The 20,677-nt window shown below is 66.7% G+C and carries 21 protein-coding genes; 12 read left to right on the plus strand and 9 right to left on the minus strand.

Annotated features, from left to right (window positions below; all coding sequences use genetic code 11):
- Positions 1-13 precede the first annotated feature (13 nt).
- The 4 genes from IPK85_14290 to IPK85_14305 all read left to right on the plus strand — a co-directional run bounded on the left by IPK85_14290 (position 14) and on the right by IPK85_14305 (position 3,615).
- Positions 14-1,492: a menaquinone biosynthesis decarboxylase gene (locus IPK85_14290; GenBank protein MBK8248559.1), complete on the plus strand. Its 1,479-nt coding sequence runs from the start codon at positions 14-16 to the stop codon at positions 1,490-1,492.
- Positions 1,493-1,521: 29 nt separating this feature from the next.
- Positions 1,522-2,406 carry a UbiA family prenyltransferase gene (locus IPK85_14295; protein ID MBK8248560.1) on the plus strand — a complete coding sequence of 295 codons (885 nt, stop codon included), beginning with the start codon at positions 1,522-1,524 and terminating at the stop codon, positions 2,404-2,406.
- A gap of 121 nt (positions 2,407-2,527) precedes the next feature.
- Positions 2,528-3,142 carry a UbiX family flavin prenyltransferase gene (locus IPK85_14300; GenBank protein MBK8248561.1) on the plus strand — a complete coding sequence of 205 codons (615 nt, stop codon included), beginning with the start codon at positions 2,528-2,530 and terminating at the stop codon, positions 3,140-3,142.
- Complete coding sequence (locus IPK85_14305) at positions 3,139-3,615, plus strand: metallophosphoesterase family protein (protein ID MBK8248562.1); 477 nt, start codon at positions 3,139-3,141, stop codon at positions 3,613-3,615. Before IPK85_14300 ends, IPK85_14305 begins: the two co-directional genes overlap by 4 nt.
- Before the next feature lie 22 nt (positions 3,616-3,637).
- Here the strand turns inward: IPK85_14305 and IPK85_14310 are convergent, their stop codons facing one another.
- The 5 genes from IPK85_14310 to IPK85_14330 form a co-directional block, all read right to left on the minus strand.
- Positions 3,638-4,753, minus strand: a complete 1,116-nt coding sequence (locus IPK85_14310; GenBank protein ID MBK8248563.1) for a GIY-YIG nuclease family protein — start codon at positions 4,751-4,753, stop codon at positions 3,638-3,640.
- Complete coding sequence (gene mutM, locus IPK85_14315) at positions 4,741-5,553, minus strand: bifunctional DNA-formamidopyrimidine glycosylase/DNA-(apurinic or apyrimidinic site) lyase (protein MBK8248564.1); 813 nt, start codon at positions 5,551-5,553, stop codon at positions 4,741-4,743. The genes IPK85_14310 and mutM overlap by 13 nt, the downstream gene beginning before the upstream one ends.
- Positions 5,537-6,820: a phosphoribosylamine--glycine ligase gene (purD, locus tag IPK85_14320; GenBank protein MBK8248565.1), complete on the minus strand. Its 1,284-nt coding sequence runs from the start codon at positions 6,818-6,820 to the stop codon at positions 5,537-5,539. The genes mutM and purD overlap by 17 nt, the downstream gene beginning before the upstream one ends.
- Positions 6,817-7,797, minus strand: coding sequence for a M48 family metallopeptidase (locus tag IPK85_14325; GenBank protein ID MBK8248566.1), 981 nt, complete (start codon positions 7,795-7,797; stop codon positions 6,817-6,819). Before IPK85_14325 ends, purD begins: the two co-directional genes overlap by 4 nt.
- 114 nt (positions 7,798-7,911) lie before the next feature.
- Entirely contained in the window at positions 7,912-9,075 is a 1,164-nt protein-coding gene (locus IPK85_14330) for a PLP-dependent transferase (protein ID MBK8248567.1), read from the minus strand.
- An 86-nt stretch (positions 9,076-9,161) separates the two neighbouring features.
- Between IPK85_14330 and IPK85_14335 the strand changes: the two genes are divergently transcribed.
- From IPK85_14335 to maf, 8 genes are all read left to right on the plus strand, one after another.
- Positions 9,162-10,238 (plus strand): response regulator, encoded by a 1,077-nt coding sequence (locus tag IPK85_14335; GenBank protein MBK8248568.1) that lies wholly within the window; start codon positions 9,162-9,164, stop codon positions 10,236-10,238.
- A gap of 153 nt (positions 10,239-10,391) precedes the next feature.
- On the plus strand, positions 10,392-11,765 hold the full coding sequence (gene glmM, locus IPK85_14340) for a phosphoglucosamine mutase (protein MBK8248569.1): 1,374 nt from the start codon (positions 10,392-10,394) through the stop codon (positions 11,763-11,765).
- Positions 11,766-11,774: 9 nt separating this feature from the next.
- A complete protein-coding gene (gene glmS, locus IPK85_14345; protein MBK8248570.1) occupies positions 11,775-13,601 on the plus strand; it encodes a glutamine--fructose-6-phosphate transaminase (isomerizing) in 1,827 nt (608 codons plus the stop codon).
- Between the two features lie 186 nt (positions 13,602-13,787).
- Entirely contained in the window at positions 13,788-14,168 is a 381-nt protein-coding gene (locus IPK85_14350) for a helix-turn-helix transcriptional regulator (protein MBK8248571.1), read from the plus strand.
- Positions 14,165-14,617, plus strand: a complete 453-nt coding sequence (locus IPK85_14355; protein MBK8248572.1) for a GNAT family N-acetyltransferase — start codon at positions 14,165-14,167, stop codon at positions 14,615-14,617. Before IPK85_14350 ends, IPK85_14355 begins: the two co-directional genes overlap by 4 nt.
- Before the next feature lie 65 nt (positions 14,618-14,682).
- Positions 14,683-15,627: an arsenite methyltransferase gene (locus IPK85_14360; GenBank protein ID MBK8248573.1), complete on the plus strand. Its 945-nt coding sequence runs from the start codon at positions 14,683-14,685 to the stop codon at positions 15,625-15,627.
- Positions 15,628-15,648: 21 nt separating this feature from the next.
- Entirely contained in the window at positions 15,649-16,101 is a 453-nt protein-coding gene (locus IPK85_14365; GenBank protein MBK8248574.1) for a D-tyrosyl-tRNA(Tyr) deacylase, read from the plus strand.
- Entirely contained in the window at positions 16,098-16,745 is a 648-nt protein-coding gene (gene maf / locus IPK85_14370) for a septum formation inhibitor Maf (protein ID MBK8248575.1), read from the plus strand. Before IPK85_14365 ends, maf begins: the two co-directional genes overlap by 4 nt.
- 36 nt (positions 16,746-16,781) lie before the next feature.
- Here maf and IPK85_14375 read toward each other — a convergent pair whose 3' ends face one another.
- From IPK85_14375 to IPK85_14390, 4 genes are all read right to left on the minus strand, one after another.
- Positions 16,782-17,153 carry a hypothetical protein gene (locus IPK85_14375; protein MBK8248576.1) on the minus strand — a complete coding sequence of 124 codons (372 nt, stop codon included), beginning with the start codon at positions 17,151-17,153 and terminating at the stop codon, positions 16,782-16,784.
- Positions 17,154-17,254: 101 nt separating this feature from the next.
- A complete protein-coding gene (locus tag IPK85_14380) occupies positions 17,255-18,292 on the minus strand; it encodes a glycosyltransferase family 9 protein (GenBank protein ID MBK8248577.1) in 1,038 nt (345 codons plus the stop codon).
- Positions 18,289-19,089 carry a hypothetical protein gene (locus tag IPK85_14385; GenBank protein MBK8248578.1) on the minus strand — a complete coding sequence of 267 codons (801 nt, stop codon included), beginning with the start codon at positions 19,087-19,089 and terminating at the stop codon, positions 18,289-18,291. Before IPK85_14385 ends, IPK85_14380 begins: the two co-directional genes overlap by 4 nt.
- The gene (locus IPK85_14390) at positions 19,086-20,675 is read right to left on the minus strand and encodes an FHA domain-containing protein (GenBank protein MBK8248579.1); all 1,590 of its coding nucleotides are present in this window, start codon (positions 20,673-20,675) and stop codon (positions 19,086-19,088) included. The genes IPK85_14385 and IPK85_14390 overlap by 4 nt, the downstream gene beginning before the upstream one ends.
- Positions 20,676-20,677: the final 2 nt, after the last annotated feature.

Raw genomic sequence — 20,677 nt, forward strand, 5'->3', positions numbered from 1 at the left:
AGCCGTCGCCCTCGTGGCCTTTCCTGACCTTCCGTCCTTTATTGCGGCCCTCGATGCCGCCGGCGAACTCGTGCGCATCACCGAGCCGGTGCGGGCCCGGCTCGAGATCTGCGAGATCACCGATCGCGTCAGCAAGATGCCCGGGGGCGGCAAGGCGTTGTTGTTCGAACACCCGATCCTCGACGACGGCACCCGTTCCGCGTATCCCGTGGCGATCAACCTGTTCGGGTCGACCCGTCGCATGTCGATGGCGTTAGGCGTCGATGACCTCGATAGCATTGGCCATCGCATCACGCAGTTGATGGACCTCAAGGTCCCCGAAGGGCTCATGGGCAAGCTGAGCATGCTGCCTCGGTTGCTGGAGGTGGCGAAGTTCCCGCCGAGGAAGAAAGGCGGTTCGCCCCCGTGCCAGGAGGTCGTCTGGACTGGTTCCCAGATTGACCTGCGCAAGATCCCGGTCCTCACCTGCTGGCCGGAGGACGGTGGTCCGTTCATCACGCTGCCGATGGTGATCTCCAAGGACCCGAAGCGCGGGATTCGCAACGTGGGGATGTATCGTGTGCAGGCGCTCGGGAAGGATTCCGTCGCTATGCATTGGCAGCGCCACAAGGTTGGGGCAGCGCATTGGCGGGAGATGGCGGAGCGTGGGGAGAAGATGCCGGTCTGCATCGCCATCGGCGCAGACCCCGCGTCCGTCTACTCCGCGTCGGCCCCGCTGCCGCCGATGGTCGACGAATTCATCTTCGCCGGTTTCCTGCGCAAGGAGCCGGTCGCGCTGACCAAGGCGATCACCTGCGATCTCGAGGTCCCGTGGGATGCGGAGATCGTGATCGAGGGGGAAATCGACCCCGCCGAGGCGCTTGTTGTGGAAGGCCCATTTGGTGACCACACCGGCTTCTACAGCGAGGCGGACCTGTACCCGCGCGTGCACGTGAAGGCCGTCACGATGAAGAGCAATCCTGTCTACGCCACGACAATCGTGGGGCGCCCGCCCATGGAGGATTTCTACCTCGGCGGCGCGACGGAGCGGATCTTCCTGCCCCTGCTGCGCCTGACGACGCCGGAGATCGTCGACTACCACATGCCGGCCGAGGGGATCTTTCACAACCTCGTGTTTGTCTCGATCGACAAGCAGTACCCCGGCCATGCCTACAAGGCGATGAACGCGCTGTGGGGCGCGGGGCTCATGTCGCTCGCGAAGGTGATTGTGGTGCTCGACAAGGAAGTGAACGTGCGCAACCCGCAGGAAGCCTGGTGGGTGGCGCTGAACAACATCGACCCCGAGCGCGACGTCCGTTTCACCATGGGACCGGTCGACGTGCTCGACCACGGCAGTCGAGCGTTTACCTACGGATCCAAGATGGGCATCGACGCCACGCGCAAGTGGCCCGAGGAAGGGTTCACCCGCAACTGGCCCAAGGTGATTGAGATGGACGCGGGCACCCGGGAGCGGGTGGACGCGATCTGGGCACGGCTGGGGATTTCGCGGTGACCGCGCCGGCACCCCGCCGCACGACACCCATGGAAGGGCAGACCTTCGTGGGCGTCTCGCGGTTTGTCCGGTACGCGAACTTTGTCAAGCTGCCGCACACCGTGTTTGCCCTGCCGTTCGCCTTTGTCGGCGCGACCCTGGCCAGTTATCACGCGCCGGTCACCGCGGCGATGGTCGGCTGGATCGCCCTCGCCTTCACCTGCGCGCGGTTTGCCGCGATGGGATTCAACCGGATCGTGGACCGCGACGTGGATGCGCGGAACCCAAGAACCCGCATGCGTGAACTGCCCAGCGGCGCGCTCGGCCTGCGGGAGGCGATGGTGGCGGTGGCGGTCGCCGGCGCCGTGTTCATCTGGAGCTCCTGGCAGCTCAATCGCCTGTGCGGCCTGCTGTCGCCGCTGGCGCTCGGCTGGGTCTGCTTCTATAGCTACACCAAGCGCTTCACACGATGGTCCCACCTGGTGCTCGGCATCGGGCTGTCGATCGCGCCCGTGGGCGGGTACCTCGCCATCACTGGCGCATGGCCCGACCCCTGGTGGCTGCCGGTGGTCCTCGCGACGGCGGTTGCGACCTGGGTTGGGGGATTCGACGTGTTTTACGCCCTCCAGGACACCGAGTTCGATCGTGCCAATGGGCTGCATTCCATCCCGGCCATGCTTGGGGAGCGCCGGGCCATCCTCGTGGCGCGCGCGCTCCACGCCATTACGGTGGCCGCGCTGACGATCGTTGGGGTTGCGACGGGAGCTGGTGCCTGGTACGCCGCCGGTGTGGCGATCACCGCGACCCTCTTGGCGTGGGAACACCACCTGGTCAAGCCGGGAGACCTGTCCAGGCTCGACGCCGCCTTCTTCACGATGAACGGTGTAATCTCGATCGCGTTCTTCGCCTGCGTCCTGATCGAGCGACTGCGATGACACAGCACGGTCGGTCGATCATCTGCTGCGTGGCGTTTGGGCCCCCGCTTGGCTCGCCGTGCAGGGTGCGCATGGTCACTACTGTCTGCCGTCTGTCGTCTGCCGTCGAAGGGGGCCGCGCGTGACCTCGAGTCCCATCGTCCTCGCGATCACCGGTGCTTCGGGGGCCCCCTATGCTGTGCGCGTGTTGCGCAGCCTGGTCGAGGCGCGTCGCCGCACCTGGCTCGTGGTCAGCAGCCATGGCCTTCGCCTGTTGGCGACCGAGATGGGGATCGACTCCGTGGACGCCCTGCGCGCCAGCATCGGCGCCGAGGGCTGGGATGAATGCGTGACCACCTATACCGATGGTGATCGCGGTGCCGCCCCCGCGTCCGGCTCGACACGTACCGCCGGCATGATCATCTGCCCCTGTTCGATGGGAACGGTCGCGGCCATCGCCCACGGAACCTCCCGGTCACTCATCGAGCGCACGGCCGATGTCACCCTCAAGGAACGTCGCCGGCTGGTCGTGGTCCCGCGCGAGACGCCGTACTCGGAGATCCACCTGGAGAACATGCTGCGGCTCACCAGGGCAGGGGGGATCGTCTTGCCGGCATCTCCAGGTTATTACCACCGTCCCACGGAAATCGCCCACCTCGTCGATTTTGTCGCCGCCCGGATCCTGGACCTGTTCGACGTCGAGCACACACTGGTCCGGCGTTGGGGTGGGGAGCCCGACGCACTGAACGAGGGATGACGGCACCCATCGTCATCGGACTCATTGCCGACACCCACGGGCAGGTGCGCGCCAGTGTACATGACGCCCTCGCCGGTGTCTCTCTCATCCTGCACGCCGGTGATGTGTGCGGAGACGAGGTACTCGATGAGCTGTCGCTGATCGCGCCCGTCGTCGCCGTCGCCGGAAACTGCGATCCCCCTGGCGATCCACGTCTGCTGCAGCGGCTCGAGCGGACCATCGGGGGCGTCACCATCCACGTGAGCCACGGGCATGAACTCGGTGCGCCCACGGCGCAACGCCTGCTCGCCGCGTATGACGCACGGGTGTTGGTGTACGGACATACCCATCGACCGCTCATTCATCAGGCAGACGACCGACTGGTCGTGAACCCCGGAGCCGCGGGGCCGCGGCGGTTCGACATCGCCCCCAGCGTCGCGCGCCTCACGATCGCGGCGGGCGAACCGACGGTGGAGATCGTCGCGCTGTCCTGACCGCGGCGCGCCGCCGCGCCGCCTAACGCTCGTGTCCCGCGAGAAAGCTGGCCGGGGGCACGGTGGCGTCGAGCTCCTCCGGGCGCGTCGTGAACCACGAGGTTAACAACAGCAGCTCGTCCACCTCATGTGATGGGATTGCCCCGGGGAGCGCCCCTCCACGAAAGACCGTGTGGATCGACCGCGCGAGGGCAGCCCACGCCTCGGGCGTGTCGGGGGCGGCATGTTCCGCGCGGACCACGCCGCGTCGCACCAGGTAGACCCGGTCCTCACCCGCATGCCCCGGCACCAGATACACGAAGGACAGCGACTCCACGGCGAAGCGCAGCCGGGAGAAACGCTCCTGCAGGGACTCCAGCCGGGCCTTCTTGTCGCGCAGGATGGCCGCCCGCTCAAACTGCCACTCGGCGCTTGCGGCCTGCATCGCCACATCCAACCGGACGATCGGACCTTCGGTCGCCCCCTCGAGGAACGCCCGCGCTTCCCGGAGCTGCTGGTTGTACGCGCGCGCCGTCGGGGCGCCCACACAGGGGCCGAGGCACGTGCCAATCTCGAAGCGCAGGCACCCTGGTGTTCGCAGTGGCACGTCCAGCAGCTCGACTTGGTCGGCGAAGCGCATCTTCCCGTCCAGCGTGCAGTCGCGCAGGCCTAACGCCGTCGACAGTTCGCGGAGCGCCTCGCGCAGGTGGCCCGCACCGTTGAACGGGCCGTAGTAGGTACCACCTCGCTCTCCGGCCCCGGGACCACGGACGACGGCAAGTCGCGGGGCGCGGCCTGGGGTGATGCGGACAAACGCCAGATGCCGGGCGTCGCGCTTTTGCGCCACATTCAGTCGCGGGCGAAACGCCTTGATGAGTCGCAGCTCCTCGCGCAACGCCGCGAACTCGCTGGGTTGGTACTCCCACTCGATCGCCTCCGCCTCGCGGACGATGCGCGCCGCCTTCTCCTTGGGATACGCGGCGCGAAAATAGGACATCAGCCGCGTCCGCACGCGCTTGCTCTTGCCGACGTAGGCGACCTCACCCGTCTCCGTGATCATCCGGTAGACCCCGGGACGATCCTCGGCCGTGCCGCGGACGTGGGAGCGGAGCTGCGCGAGTCGCTCCGCTTCGGAAGCGGGCAGCGCTACCGCTGGCATCGGTGGCAAAAAACCGTGGAGCGCCCGTCGATCGCGTGCGTCTCGGTCAGGCGCGTCCGACACCGAGGGCACGGGAGCCCACCCCTGCCGTAACACTGCAATCTGGCGGCGAACCCGCCCTGCCCACCCGAGGCATCGCGGTAGTCGCGAAACGTGGTCCCCCGCGCCGCGATTGAGGCGGAAAGCACGCCACGGAGCTCGTCGACGAGCGCCGCGGACTCCGTGGGCACCAGAGATTGTGATGGCCTCGACGGATCGATCCCGGCGAGCCACAGCGCCTCGTTTGCGTAGATGTTGCCGATCCCGGCAATCCGGCGCTGCTCCATCAGGACCTTCTTTATCGGTGTTGAGACTCCCCGAACAATTCCCGACAATGCCTCTCCTGTAAAGCTCTCCTCGAGCGGCTCGACCCCGAGACCCTCGTCGAACTGCCGATATCCCTCAGCGTCCAGCAGTGTGACGGTGCCAAGCCTGCGGACATCGCGGTAGACCAGCTCGTGCTCATCCGAGAGGACCAGCGCGAGACAGGCATAGGGATCTGCCGGGATATCGAACAGGAGTGCACCGGTAAAGCGCGGTGTCGTGAGCATCACCTGGTGGTCGTCGAGCCGCACGCAGATCGTCTTGGCGCGACGATGGACGCCGGAAACGGTTCGCTCCGCTAGGCGACCGGCGAAATTCAACGGGTCCACCCGACGGAGCACGTCGGGTCGGGTAACCCGTGCTCCGAGGATCCTCAGCCCGGTGATGAGACCGGACAGGTCCCTGGAGATCGTCTCTGTCTCAGGTAGTTCTGGCACGGCGCGCCAGCTCGCGCCAGCCGATGTCGTGCCGGAACTGCAATCCCTCGAAGCGGATGCTCCCCGCATGCTCCCGGCTCGCTCGGCAGGCGGTTTCGAAGCTGCCAGATACCGCCGTCACTCCGACGACCCGTCCTCCGGCCGTCACCAATGCACCATCCTCGCGGCGACGGGTGCCGGCATGGAACACCATCGTTCCACGTGGTGCTTCAGGCAGGGTGATGACAGAGCCTAGCGTGGGTGCTTCGGGGTAGCCCGGCGCTGCTACGACGGTCGTAACGGCAGCACCTTGGGTAGCGGAAATGTCAGCCGAAGCATGTAGCCGCCCGGCTGCCGAGAGCGCCATCAGGTCGATGAGCGAGCCATCGAGCAATGGGAGCACGGCCTGAGTTTCCGGATCGCCAAACCTGCAGTTGAACTCAATGACCTTCGGACCCGAGGGTGTCAACATCAGGCCGCAGTAGAGGAGCCCCTGGAACGGTGTTCCTCGTTTTCGCATCGCGGACAACGTGGGAGCAATGATCGTCTCGGAGACGGTTCCCAAGAGCTCCGGCGTGGCCAGGGAGACCGGCGCGTATGCTCCCATCCCGCCAGTGTTCGGGCCGCTATCACCATCCAAAAGGCGCTTGTGATCCTGGGCGACCGGCAGGAGCACGAAATTCACCCCGTCCGTCAGCGCGAAGACCGAGAGCTCCTCCCCCGAGAGGCACTCCTCAATGAGAACCTCAGCCCCGGCTGCTCCATGAACGCCGTGATCCATCATGGCATGCACAGCGGATTCGGCTTCGCTCACAGACGCGGCAACGACAACCCCTTTCCCTGCCGCCAGCCCCGAGGCCTTCACGACGACAGGAGCACCGGTAAGTCTAATGGCGGCAATCGCTTCTGAGCTCGACGCGTGCCACGATGCTCCGGCGGTTGGGACGCCGTGCTCCAGCATGACTTCCTTGGCGAACCGCTTGGACGACTCGAGTTGAGCGGCAGCCAGGGATGGTCCAAACACGGCGAATCCGCGCGCCCGAAGCGCATCCGACACCCCGGCTGCGAGGGGAGCTTCCGGACCGACGACCACCAAGTCCGGCCGCTCCCGTTCAGCGACCTCGCAAACCGCGTCCGGATCGGAGGGATTGATCCGGACGCAGCGTCCCAGCTCCTCGAGGCCGGGGTTGCCGGGAGCGGCGATCAGGTCAACGGACGGGTTGTCCTGGGCCAGCTTCCAACCGATGGCATGCTCACGGCCACCCCCACCGAGGAGCAGGATTCTCACGTGCCTGATGGTCCCTTGAAAGCGCTGTTGAAGGCGTCGCGAGCCCGGTTGACCACCTCGTTGAACGAGTCGACCGCTCCGCGCGCCTGCTGGCTGTAGTAGCCGGCGGCGTCAACGTAATCGTCGGAGAGTGGCGGTGTCGATGCGTCGGACCGGCGCCGATAGTCGCCCCCGAGGATCCGGTCGTACTCGCCGCTCTTCACCCATCGCTGGATCTCGGCAGCCCGGACCGTCCCGAACGGGTGGGTGCGGAACGCCGTGTTGATGATCTGCCAGACCTTGTCCGCGAAGTCGGAGGAGCCCTCGTACTGCTCCGCCTGCTCGATGAAAGCGTCGATCGAGATCTTGTCCCCCCACTCGGCGCCCCCGGCCATCTTGAGGAAGGTCCCCATGTTGGTCCGGACGTTCTGCGTGACGAGCAGCCCGGCACGGTCGGCGGAGAGCTCGGCCTTGCGATACCACTCCATCAGGGCCAGCTGGAAGGGCAGCAGGGCCATCCCGGCGAGGAAGGGGAGGTTCTGGATCCCGACCGTCAGGATGATGATCGCGATCGTCGTGTAGGTGGTGTGGCCACTCATGATGTGGCCGAGTTCGTGACCGAGGATGTCGCGCTGTTCCTCCTCGTCCAGGAGTTCCATCAGGCCCGAGTTCATCACGATGAACGGCTTGTCGAACCCGACCGCCGCTGCGTTCACGAGGGGGGTCTGCGTGACATACAGTTCGGGAACGGTCTTCCAGTCCAGCGTCTCGAGGACCTCCTGGTACTGGGCCCAGAGCCGGGGCCGCTGGTTCGGTCCGACGCGCACCGCATTGGCCAGGAACATCTGTCGGACGCCACGCTCGCCAAAGAAGGCCGCGACCTTGCGGACTACCTGGTCAAAGCCCGGAATCGACCGCAGGGTGTTGAGGGCAGCCCGATCGGCCGGGTGCTCCCAGGCCGTCGAACTGATGTCGGTGAGGATCAGGCGAGCAGGCATGGATGGGATAGGGTGGGTAGGGTTTCCGTGTGCCTGGCGGCAAGCGGTGCCCCCGACCTGTGGGCAGAAGGGCGGGCCAGCCTCCCGACGTACGAGGGGAGGCTGGCCGCAGTGTCATGCGAGTGCCTGGTCCAGGTCTTTCAGGAGGTCGGCCTGGTCCTCCACTCCGACAGAGAGCCGGATCAGGCCGTCGGTGATCCCGATCATTGCACGCCGTTCGACCGGGACAGAGGCGTGCGTCATCGAGGCCGGGTGGTTGACCAGACTCTCCACGCCACCCAGCGACTCCGCGATGGTGAAGACCTTGAGACGGTTCATCACCGTCCGGGCGCTCTCCTTCGAGCCCATTTCGAACGAGATCATCGCGCCAAAGCCGGACATCTGCCGCTTGGCGAGTTCGTGCTGGGGATGTGAGGGCAACCCCGGGTAGAACACTCGGGAGTCGCCGAGCCGGTCCGCGAGGAAGGCAGCGATGGCCCGTCCGTTGGCATCATGGGCGGCCATGCGAAGGTGCAGCGTCTTCGTGCCACGCAGCACGAGCCACGCATCGAACGGGCCGGGCACGGCCCCGGCGCTGTTCAGGATGAACTGGAGTCGAGCGCCGAGGTCGTCATCGCGGACGATGGCGGCGCCTCCGATCATGTCGCTGTGCCCGTTCAGGTATTTCGTCGTGGAGTGAAAGACGATATCGGCCCCTTGCTCGAGTGGGCGCTGGAAGACCGGGGTGGCGAAGGTATTGTCGACGATCAGCAGGGCGCCGTGGCTGTGTGCGATGGCCGCGACGGCTGCGATGTCCGTGAGGTGCATCAGCGGGTTCGTGGGCGTTTCGACGACAATCGCCTTCACGTCCGGCCCCATCGCGTCCGCGACCTGCCCGGGGTCTCGGGTGTCGACATAGCTAAACCGCAGGCCGTAGTTGACGAGAATTCGATCAAAGAGGCGCGGTGTGCCTCCATACAGGTTGTCGGCACAGACGATCCGATCCCCTGATTTGAACAGCTTCATGATCGAGTCCATGCACCCCATCCCACTGCCGAAGGCGAAGCCATGGACGCCGTTCTCCAGCGAGGCGAGGTTTCGCTCGAGCGCCTCACGCGTGGGGTTCTTCCCCCGTGCGTATTCGTAGCCTTTATGCTGGTTGAGCGCTTCTTGTGCGTAGGTAGACGTCTGGTAGATGGGCGTCATGATCGCGCCCGACACCGGGTCGGGGCGCTGGCCGGCGTGGATGGCGCGGGTGCCAAAGCCGTAGGCGAGATCGTCGTCGAAGATCCGGGACATGCGGGGCTGGTCCGGGGAGGGAGGGGCGTAAGTGCAAGATAACCCGAGCGGCGGGAGGCGGTCGCCATCACCGGCGAGCGAGACGAATGATCCACGGACCTGAGCATGACCACCAGCCACCGGCCTTGCGCTGTCTCGTGGTGGACGATGAGCCAAACCTTCGCCGCGTCCTCATGCGGGTCATGCAGGCCGATGGGTTCGCCTGCGACGAGGCCTCCTCGGGGGTAGAAGCGCTCGCCAGCCTGGCGCGCCGTCCGGTCACCCTCCTGCTGTCGGACCTGCACATGCCGGAAATGGACGGGATCGGGCTCCTGCGTGAGGTGCGGGGGCGCTATCCCGACGTTGCGGTGGTCATGATCACGGCGGTGGCCGACGTCGCGACCGCCGTGAGTTGCCTCGGTGCAGGGGCGATGGACTACCTCACGAAGCCGTTCCACATCGAGGAGGTCCGCGCGCGCGTCCGCCAGGCGCTCGACAAACGACGTCTGGTGCTCGAGAATCGCGACTATCAGGAGCGCCTCGAGGAACGCGTGGCGATGCAATCCCATCGACTGGAACAGCTCTTCCTCGCCAGCATCCAGTCGCTCGCCGACGCGCTCGAAGTTAAGGACACCTACACGCACGGTCACTCCGTGCGGGTCTCGCAATATTCGAGCGTGATTGCGCGCGCCCTCGGACTTGAGGCGGAGGATGTGCGCCAGGTGGAGATCGGCGGGCGCGTGCACGATATCGGCAAGATCGGCGTGCGGGAGAGTGTGCTCAACAAGAACGGGCCCCTGACGGACGAGGAATACCAACACATCATGACGCATCCGATGGTTGGGTGGCGGATCCTGTCGCCGCTGCTGTCGGACATGCCCAAGGCCCTGAACATCGTGCGCTCGCACCACGAGCGGTTCGACGGCCGCGGCCTCCCGGACAAACTGGCCGGTGTAGACATCCCGCGTGAAGCGCGCATCGCCGCCGTGGCGGACACGTTCGACGCCATGACCAGCGCGCGGCCGTACCGGCCGGGGGTCCCGCTCCAGGCAACCGTCACCGAACTGCGACGCTGCGCCGGCACGCAGTTCGACCCGGAGGTTGTTGATGCATTCCTGGACTCCCTCTCGAGCGGAGCCATCGATCCCGCCACCCTCGAATCGTCCGCGTCGTCCACCCGCTGATTGCGGGACGAAAAGTCTCGCAGGTTGGTGCGTCCTTGTTCCGGATTGCCCTGGTGACCTCACCATTGTGTGACGTGGGTCACCGAGTTCCTAAGTGATGATCGGACAACGGCTTCTGGTTACATTGCACCCAGTTCATGCGGAGCATTCGGAATGGCGTTTGAAGGGCTTATGGTCAGCGTATCGGGCGTTCGGGGACGAGTCGGTCACGCCCTGACCCCAGAGGTCGTCGCGCAATTTGCCGCCGCGTTCGGGGCGTTCTCCCTGGGCCGATCGGGGTCGCGCACCGTGGTCGTGGGCCGGGACAGCCGCGTTTCGGGCCCCATGTTTCATCGCGCAGTATGCGCTGCCCTCCAGTCGGTGGGTGCGGATGTCCTCGACCTCGGGATGGTGCCGACTCCTACCGTTCAGCTGGCGGTTGAACACGCCCACGCAGCAGGGGGACTCGCGATCACGGCCAGTCACAACCCGGTCGAATGGAATGCGCTCAAGTTCATCGGTTCGTCGGGGCTCTTCCTGGATGCCCAGGAGGGGGCGGCGATGCGCGCCTTCCTCGACGGCGCGATTCCCCGGGCGACCTGGGACGGCCTGGGAGAGGTCCGCGAGGATGACGCGGCCATTGGGCGTCACATCGACGCCGTGCTCGCTCTGCCGCACCTCGACGTAGCAGGGATTCGGCAGCGCAAGTTCCGCGTCGCCCTGGATACCTGCCATGGGGCCGGATCACGCATCATGCCGCCGCTCTTGGAGGCGCTGGGATGCGAGGTCCACGTGATAAACGCCGAACCACACGGGCGCTTTCACCGGCCCCCCGAGCCGGTGGCGGAGAACCTCGGTGAACTGGAAGCGCTGGTCCGTTCGACCGGCGCTGTCGTGGGTTTTGCCACCGATCCGGATGTGGATCGATTGGCTGTGGTAGGCGACGCCGGAAAGGCGATTGGTGAGGATTGGACCCTCGCCCTGGCGGCGGACGTTGTCTTGTCGCGGACCCCAGGGACGGTCGTAACCAACCTGTCCACATCCCGGATTCTGGACGATGTCGCCTCGAGGCACGGCGGGCGCGTCGAACGTGCTCCGGTGGGCGAAGTCAACGTTGCGGTGAAGATGCGGGCGGTCGGCGCCGTCATTGGGGGGGAGGGGAACGGAGGGGTGATCCTCCCCGACCTTCACCTCGGTCGCGACGCCCCGCTCGCGGCCGCCCTGATCTTGCAGTTGTTGCACGTCCGTGGCGGCACGGTCTCTGCAATCGTCCATTCTTACCCGCAGTACCGGATCGTGAAGGACAAGCTGGATCGGCCGGACGCCAGCCTCGACTCGGTGTATGCGGCGCTGCGCGCGGGATTCCCGGACGCAGTAGTGGACACGCAGGACGGCCTCCGGCTCACATGGGAGGACCGCTGGGTGCATGTACGACCGTCGGGGACGGAACCCATCGTGCGAGTGATCGCCGAAGGGCCGACCGAAGCCGACGCAAAGGAGCTGGTCCGGCGTTGCCGGACCCCGTTGGATGCCCTCGCGAAAGGATAGGCCAAGGCCATGTGTGGAATTGTCGGGTATGTCGGTCGGCGCACTGCGACTCCCCTGTTGATCGAGGGGCTCAAGCGCCTCGAGTATCGCGGTTACGACTCTGCCGGCGTTGCGATCATGAACGGCAAGGGGGTCGAGACCGTCAAGGAGTCCGGAAAGATCGCGCGGTTGGAAGCGCTGTTGGCGTCGACCCCGGTGGTGGGCACCACCGGGATCGGGCATACCCGCTGGGCGACGCACGGACCGCCGAACCAGGTGAACGCGCACCCGCACACCAGTCAGGACGGCACCATTGCGGTGGTCCATAACGGGATCATTGAAAACGCGACGGTCCTCAAGAAGATGCTGGAGGGACTCGGCTACAAGTTCTCCTCCGACACGGACACCGAGGTCTTGGCGCATCTTATCGAGGAGTGCTTCGACGGCAACCTGGAAGACGCGGTCATCGAGGCCCTGTGGCAGGTGGAGGGGACCTACGGCATTGCTGTGATCTCGAGTGTTGACCAGCACAAGATCGTCGCCGCCCGCAAGGGGAGCCCGCTCCTCGTTGGCCTGGGGGAGAACGAGCACTTCGTGGCCTCAGACGTCTCGGCGATCCTCGCGCACACGCGGCAGGTGGTCTATCTGGACGACGGTGAAATGGCGGTGGTCGATCAATCCGGGTACCGGATCGTCGACCTCAACGCTACCGAAGTCCTCAAGAAGGTGGCGCACATTGACTGGGACCTCGGACAGATCGAGCGCGGCGGGTTCGCGCACTTCATGCTCAAGGAGATCTTCGAGCAGCCGCGCACCGTCGAGAACACGATGCGCGGGCGCCTGCTGCGCGATGAGGGCACCTCAAAGCTCGGTGGCCTGAACCTGACCGACGAAGAACTGCTCTCGTTCACCAACATCGTTATCACGGCGTGCGGCACGAGCTGGCACTCCGCGCTGATCGGCGAAAGTCTCATCGAAGAGCTCGCGCGTGTCCCGGTGGAAGTCGAGTACGCCTCGGAGTTCCGCTATCGCAACCCCATCGTCGACGAGCGGACCCTCTGCATTGCGATCTCGCAGTCCGGCGAGACCGCGGACACGCTGGCGGCCATGCGGGAAGCCAAGCGCCGCGGTGCCCGCACGTTAGGCATCGTGAACGTGGTAGGCTCGACCATCGCGCGCGAATCCGATGGTGGGATCTACATCCACGCGGGACCCGAGATTGGCGTGGCGTCGACCAAGGCGTTCACGAGCCAGGTCATCGCGCTGCTGCTGTTCACGCTCAAGCTGGCACGGCTGCGCGACCTGTCGCTCCTCCGCGGACGAGACGTGATCGACGGGATGCTCGCGTTGCCTGGCCAGATCCAGGACATCCTCGATCGGGCCCCGGAAATCGAGGAACTGGCCGAAGAGTTCAAGCGGGCGAGCAATTTCCTGTACCTCGGGCGCGGCTACAACTTCCCGGTGGCACTCGAGGGGGCGCTCAAGCTCAAGGAAATCAGCTATATCCACGCCGAGGGATATCCCGCGGCCGAGATGAAGCATGGGCCGATCGCGTTGATCGATGAGATGATGCCCGTGGTGTTCGTGGCGCCACACGACTCGGTCTTCGACAAGATCACCTCGAACGTCCACGAGGTAAAAGCGCGAAAGGGACGGGTCATTGCGGTCACCAGTCGCGACGAGCCCGCGCTGGCCGGCAAGATCGACTACGAGTTCCGCATCCCCGAGACCATCGACCTGCTCATGCCCATCCTGGCCTCGGTGCCGCTGCAGCTGCTTGCGTACTACGTCGCGGTGAAACGTGGCGCTAACGTCGACCAGCCGCGCAACCTCGCCAAGTCCGTCACGGTCGAGTAGGGCCGCACTTCGCAGGACCTGTTCACCAATGAAGGGGCCGACGTCATCACGTGACGTCGGCCCCTTGGCCATGTGCCTCTCCTGTCAACCGGAGTCGCCTCCCTTCGGCCGGCAGGCGCCAGGCCCACCCATTGACAAGCTTCAATACGCTGAGCGATACTACCCATCGAAGATCGTCGATATCTTATGCCCAAGACCCTCGAAATGATCGACCGTCGTCCCGGCGAGCGCTGCTGTGATACCAGTGCGCGGCCGTCCACGACGTTTGCCGCGGCCGAACGCGATGCCGAGGGCTTTGACCTCCTCGCCCACCCGGTGCGGCTGCAACTGCTCGATCTCCTCGCGCGAAACGCCGGCCGGGTCTGTGTCTGTGACCTCGAGGCCGCGGTTCCCGTGAAGCAGCCGACGGTGTCGCACCACCTCCGCCTGCTGCGGGAGGCTGGCGTCGTTGAGTCGGACAAGGTCGGAGTCTGGGCCTACTACCACATCAATCGGCCGCGATTGGCCGCGCTCCGGGAGCGACTGGCGCGACGGCTGGACCAGCTGACACAGGGGGTGAGTCGATGACGCAGACGAGTGCCCTCACCATTCGCCCGGCAATCGCGGAGGACCGCGCGCACGTCGTTCGGCTGCTCCGCGGCGCCGGCCTCCCCGAAGACGGACTCGACGAGCAGTTCGGGCCCGCCTATGCCGTCGCCGTCGCGAACGGTGCCATCGTGGGCGCCGAGGGAATGGAGCGATACGACACCGCCGGGCTCCTGCGCTCCGCAGTTGTTGCTCCTGACTGGCGAGGGAAGGGGATCGGCGAGGCCCTGACGCGCGATCGCCTCGCGTGGGCCGCGTCGAACGGGATCCGCGAGGTGTGGCTGCTGACGACGACCGCCGAGGCTTGGTTTCCGAGGTTTGGTTTTCAGCGGGCCGACCGTGCGGAGGCGCCAGCCTCCGTCCAGGCCTCGCGAGAGTTTGCCGAAGCCTGTCCGGCATCGGCGATTGCCATGCGCCGCGTCCAACCATGACATCGGCCATTCCACGGCGCCTGTGCGGCGTGGGCGGCTCCACACTGACCCTTGAGGAGATCGCAATGAGTGACGAGACGAGCTGCTGCGGCCCCACGTGCTGCAGCGATGATGCCGCCCCCGTGGCGACCGCGACGGTGTCGCTGGCCCGTGGGACCACAACGGAGCCGGGGGCGCAGGTCCGGGCTGTCGTGCGTGAGAAGTACGGGGAGGCCGCACGCCGGGCGGCCGAGGGGAAGGCGGCCACCTGTGGCTGCGGCACGTCCGGCTGTGGCAGCGAGGCCGCCGAAGTCTGGGACCCCATCACCACCAACCTCTACGATGCAGGGGAGGTCGCTGGCGTCCCGGCCGAGGCGCTCCTGGCATCGTTAGGTTGCGGCAACCCGACGGCTCTGGCCAACCTCAACGCGGGCGAACGGGTGCTGGATCTCGGGTCGGGAGGCGGGATCGACGTGCTGCTCTCGGCGCGACGCGTCGGGCCGACCGGCAAGGCCTACGGCCTCGACATGACCGATGAGATGCTGGCACTCGCCCAGGAAAACAAGGCGCGCAGCGGGCTCACGAACGTCGAGTTCCTTCGCGGCGAGATCGAGCACATCCCCCTGCCGGCGGCCAGCGTCGACGTGATCATCAGCAACTGCGTGATCAACCTGTCCGCCGACAAGCGGCAGGTCCTCCGTGAGGCGTACCGCGTGCTCGCTCCAGGTGGCCGCTTCGCCGTCTCTGACGTCGTGCTGCGCGGCGAGCTGCCGGACGATGTCCGGCGCAGCGTGGCCCTCTTCACCGGGTGCGTCAGCGGCGCCCTCACCGAGACGGAGTTCCTCGACTACTTGCGGGACGCCGGCTTTGAGTCTCCATCGATCGAGCCGACACGCGTCTATTCGCGCGAGGACGCGCAAGCGCTGCTCGACAGCGCGGGGCTTTCGGATCCGGCCCTCCTCGATGCGGTGGACGGCCGTGTGATGAGCGCCTTCATTCGGGCGCGCAAGCCGGGTCTCGCCACGCCATAGTCCCGGGTAGATTCCCGCGACATGCGAGTCCTTCTGCAACGAGTGTCGCGCGGCGCGGTCCGCATCCGGGAGCCCGACGGGGCCAGCCGCACGGCGGGCGCCGTCGGCCGCGGCTTTGTGCTCCTGGTGGGGTTCACCCATTCGGACACTGAGGCACAGGTTCGCTGGATGGCCGAGAAGGTCGTGGGGCTCCGGGTGTTCGAGGATGCGGATGGGAAAATGAACCTCGCCCTCGCGGACGTGGGCGGCGCGCTGCTCGTGGTCTCCCAGTTCACGCTTTATGGTGACAGCGCGAAAGGGCGTCGGCCCTCATTCGTCGAGGCGGCTCGGCCGGAAGTCGCCGTGCCCCTGTACGAGCTGTTCGTCGGCGCGCTCCGCGGCCACGGGGTGGAGGTTGCCACCGGCGAGTTCGGGGCGAGCATGGAGGTCGACTTGGTTAACGACGGGCCAGTGACGATGTGGCTCGAGCGATGAATGGCGCCCGGGTGGTCCTGGCCTCGCAGTCGCCGCGGCGACGGCAACTGCTGTCGCTCATCGGGATTCCGCACGAGGTGCGTCCGGCCGACATCGATGAGACCTTCGGGTCGGATGAGCAGCCCGTTCCTCACTGCGAGCGATTGGCCCGCGAAAAGGCGCTGACCATCGCGCGACAGGACCCTGAGGCGATCGTCATCGCGGCGGACACGATCGTGGTCCTGGACGGGGAAGTGCTCGGGAAACCCGCTGACGAGGCCGAGGCGCGCGAGATCCTCGCGCGGTTGTCGGGGCGGACGCATACGGTCCACACCGCGCTGGCGGTGGCTCGTGGACCAGTGATCCGCGCGGCGGTGGAGTCGGTGCAGGTCACCTTTCGCGAGTTGTCCCCCGAGAACATCGCCCGCTACGTCGCGACCGGGGAGCCGATGGACAAGGCTGGCGCCTACGGCATTCAGGGCTTTGGCGCCACGATCGTCCGTCGCATCGACGGGGACTACTTCGCCGTCATGGGGCTGGCGCTCGGTCGCCTCGTGGAGCTGCTGGGCGAGGTTGGCGTGACGTACCAGGTCGGCGTGGGGCTGCATGTTCCGCCGACCGTGCATGCGCCAGAAACGACGCGGGCGCCGTCAGGAAGCCAGTAACGACCCCGACGGCGCCCGCTGCCCGCAGTTGTGGTGTTACGCGCCCGGGCGTCGACCAGGCATGTTCGCGATGTTCTTCTCAAAGGTCGCCTTCTGCTCATCGGTCAGGACCGCCTTGATGTCCGCCTGCTGCTTCTGCATGAGATCCTGGCGCTTCTGACGGTCTTCCGGGGATGGCGGTGAGCCCGGCGTCATTTGTGGCATCTCCTTCTGGTACTTGGCGGTGATCGAGTCGACCTTCGCCTTCTGCGCGTCGGACAAGGTGATGCCCTGCATCATCATCTCCATCATCCGGGCCCCACCCATTCCGCGCCCACCGCCACCACCACCGCCCTGCGCCTGCACGTCCGAGCCGGCCACCGACAGGGCCAGCACGGCACCAGCTACTGCAACGAGGACCTTCTTCACGTTACCTCCACGTAAGGGGAACAACGGGTAGACTGCGCGAACGTGCTCGGTGTTAACGACGCGGCGGCCGAACGAAACGTTGGCCACAAGGGTGTTACCCCTCAGCGCGGATAATGCTCGCGCCAGTGCTGCACGCGCGCCAGCACGTGATCCACCGTGATCCGCAGCATGCGTCCCGGGCGATTCTCCATGCTGATCGGGTAGTCTTCGCCCGGGTCACCGTATGCATCCACAATGAGATCATGGAACCGGCGGTATGGGCCTGTTCGCTTTGGGTTTGTGTATCCGATCAGCGAGACCACTGGCCGGTCGAGGGCAACCGCCATGTGCAACGGGCCCGTGTCTGGCGCGATGACCAGCTGGGCGCCGTCAAGAATCGCGACAAGCCGGCGTAGTCCACTGCCGAGGGCGCTCACCGGCGGATGCGACGCGGCGCCCACGATGGCGGCCTCGGCCGCCAGCTCACGAGGTGACCGCCCACCCACAAGAACCGGCTGCAGTCCAAAGTCGGTCCAGAGGGCGTCGCACACGCGTGCCCAGCGATCTGGCAGCCAATCCTTCTCCGGCTTGCTGGTGGCGATCACCAGTGCGGCGTATGGCCTGCCGACTGACGCCACAAACTCCTGCTGCCACGGTCGCTCCTGGGGCCACGGGCCGAGGTTCCACGTGGGCGGTTCGGTCGGGATGCCTAACGCGTGCAGGAACTCGAAGTACTGGTCCTGCACGTGCTGGCCGACGGGGTGCGCGGGGATGCGATGGGTAGTGAAGAGCCAGTTCGCGTCGCGCGCGCGCGCGCGGTCAAAGCCGAGTTTCACCGGCGCGCGCGTGAAGGAGGTGACAATCCCTGCCTTGAAGTAGACCTGGAGGCCAAGGACAAGGTCCATCACTGGGCGCGCGTGCAGTGCCCGACGGACGTCGCGAAAGGCCCGCCACCCGCGCGCGCGGTCAAACTCGATGATGTCGTCGACGAGTGGGTGGCCGCGCACGAGGGTGGCGGGGCCGGGTTGAAGAACCCAGGACACGCGCGCATCCGGCCGTTGTCGCTTGAGGGCATGCAGCACGGGGAGGACATGCACCGCGTCGCCCACCGCGCTCATCATGACGATCCCGACATGGTCGAGGCCGGCCTGGATCGTCATGCGAGGAGGTCGACCGGGTGAGCTTCGCGCGCGGCGCGGCGCGACTCCTCGTCGGCAAGGACATGCGCGCGGAGCGCGTCCCAGTCGTCCGCACTGAAGGTGAGTGCGCCGGCAGCCCGGGATTTCTCGATGGAACGCAGGAGTCGGGCGAGGTTGGCGTCGCGCACGTGGGGATCGCCGCCGGGGGTGAACCGCACGCGGTCCACGTCGAGGACGACGGCGAGACGCGACCCGTCCGCTCGCTGGGTGATGAGGATGTTCTTCGCGTTGAGGTCCTGATGCCACGCCCCGGCGTCGGTCAAGGCCCCGATAAGAGTCGCCACCGTCGCCGTGAGGGCGCGGCGGCTCGGCGGATCCGTGTCGGACAACGTCGTCGCCAGGTCGCGGCCCTCAACTTCGACCGTGATCACATCGGCGCGACGAAACACGCCGGCGGCACGGTACGTGGCGAATCCCAGGACCGGCGGTGTTGGCACGCCCACCTGCGTCAGGATCGCCGAAATGAGCAGTTCGGCCGGCGCCGGCGTGGGAGGCAGGTAGAGGTCGCGCAAGATCGGGGCGAGCAATCCCCCGCGCCGCGCATGACGGACCACGACGCGTGGCCCGCTCGGCAGGGGCGCGGAGTACACCGGGCCCCGCCCGCGATACTCCCACCGTTCGCGGTGGTCCCGTGCCCAGTCGTAGACGCTGCTGTGCGCGAGGATGTCGCGGAGCGCCGGCGCCACGCTGTCATGGGCAACAGCCAACGGCGAAATGCCGGTGAGGCGTTGGTAGCCCCGGGGCAGGCGCAGGATCATCGGTGGGGCACCGCCCGAAACACCGTGATGGGCTCCGGCTTGCCGCGGAGCAACAGGGGCTCGCGGGTGCTCACGTCGTGGGGACGCGTGAACGCATCGCGCAGCGCGTCGGAGAGCAGCACTTCGCCCCCCTCAGCCCAGTCGCAAAGTCGGCTCGCCGTGTTGACGCTATCCCCGATCACCGTGTATTCGAGGCGGCGTTCGGAGCCCGTATACCCGGCGAACGCTTCGCCGTAGTTGATCCCGATCCCCACCTGGATGGCCGGTCGTCCCGCGCCGGCCCGCACGGCATTGAGCCGGTGCACGGCGCGCAGCATATCGAGCGCGGCCTCCAACGCACGGTCGGCGTCGTCGTCAGAGTGAATCGGCGCGCCCCATTGGGCCATGACCCGATCCCCGATGAACTTGTCCAGGGTGCCACCGTGGGCGAATACGACCTCCACCATTTCGGTGAAGAAGTCGGTGAGCAATGCGGCCGTCGCGTCGGGCGCGAGCGATGCGGCAATCTCGGTGAAGCCGCGGATGTCCGCGAACAGGACCGCCACGGGGCGCCGCTCACCGCCCAGGCCGAGCGCCTCCGGGGCCGCTGCGATACGCTCCGCCATATGGGGCGTGAAGAACCGTTCGAAGTTCTCGCGGACGCGCGCCTGTTGCCGGATGTGTTCGCTGTTCCGGATGTTGTCCAGCGCGACCGCGCCAATCCCGGCATACGCGACGAGAAAGTCGAGGTCCTCGTCCGAGACGCGAATCCCCGGGCGTGCCCCATCGACGTACAGCACGCCGAGGACGCGTCCTTCCGATGCCACCAACGGCGCGCAGCCTGCGCTCCGGATGTTGGCGCCCGGGGCGCTGCCCTCGGCATCGGAGACGATCGCGACCTGCTGCTCAACCACGGTCTTCACCATGGCGGGGCTGATGGTGCGGGGTGCGTCGGCCCCGTCGCGCGTGCGGGCGAGGCGCGGAACGAGCGTGCCGCCGCCGTCGTACAACCAGACGGCGACATAGTCGACGTCCAGCAACCGAAAGGTGAAATGCAGCATCCGCTCCAGCAGCTGCTCCACCGAGGCCGTCCGGGTGAGGGCCTTGGAGATCTCGACCAGGAGCAGGAGCTTCTGTCGGTCGCGCTGATAGACCGCGGACGCAGGGCTGCCGTCGTCGACCGCGGGTTGCGCCCCGGTGGCCATGAGGGCCTGCTCGAGCGCCTGGTCGGCATCCGGCACCGGCACCTGTCGAATGATCGTCGTGCCGGCACGGGCGGCGCGACGACGCATCTCCGCCGTGGTGTCGTCGATGAGCAGGTCGGCACTCTTGCGCAGCTCGAACGACACCTTTCCAAAGGTGATCCGGTCACCCGCCGTAAGCGTCACCGCCTCGATCCGGGCCCCGCTGTGGAAGGTCCCGTTGGACGACCCCAGGTCGCGGACCGCAATCCCGGTGGACTCCACCACGAGCTCCGCGTGACGCCGCGAGACCGTGGGGTCGAGCACGGGCAGGTCACAGCTGAGCGCGCGGCCCAGGACGAGCGTCAGCCCCGGGCGGAGCTCGAACGTGAGCGTGCCATCGGTGCTGGCCAGTCGAAGCGTCATGA

The organism is Gemmatimonadota bacterium (assembly GCA_016712265.1).
Classification (GTDB): domain Bacteria; phylum Gemmatimonadota; class Gemmatimonadetes; order Gemmatimonadales; family Gemmatimonadaceae; genus RBC101.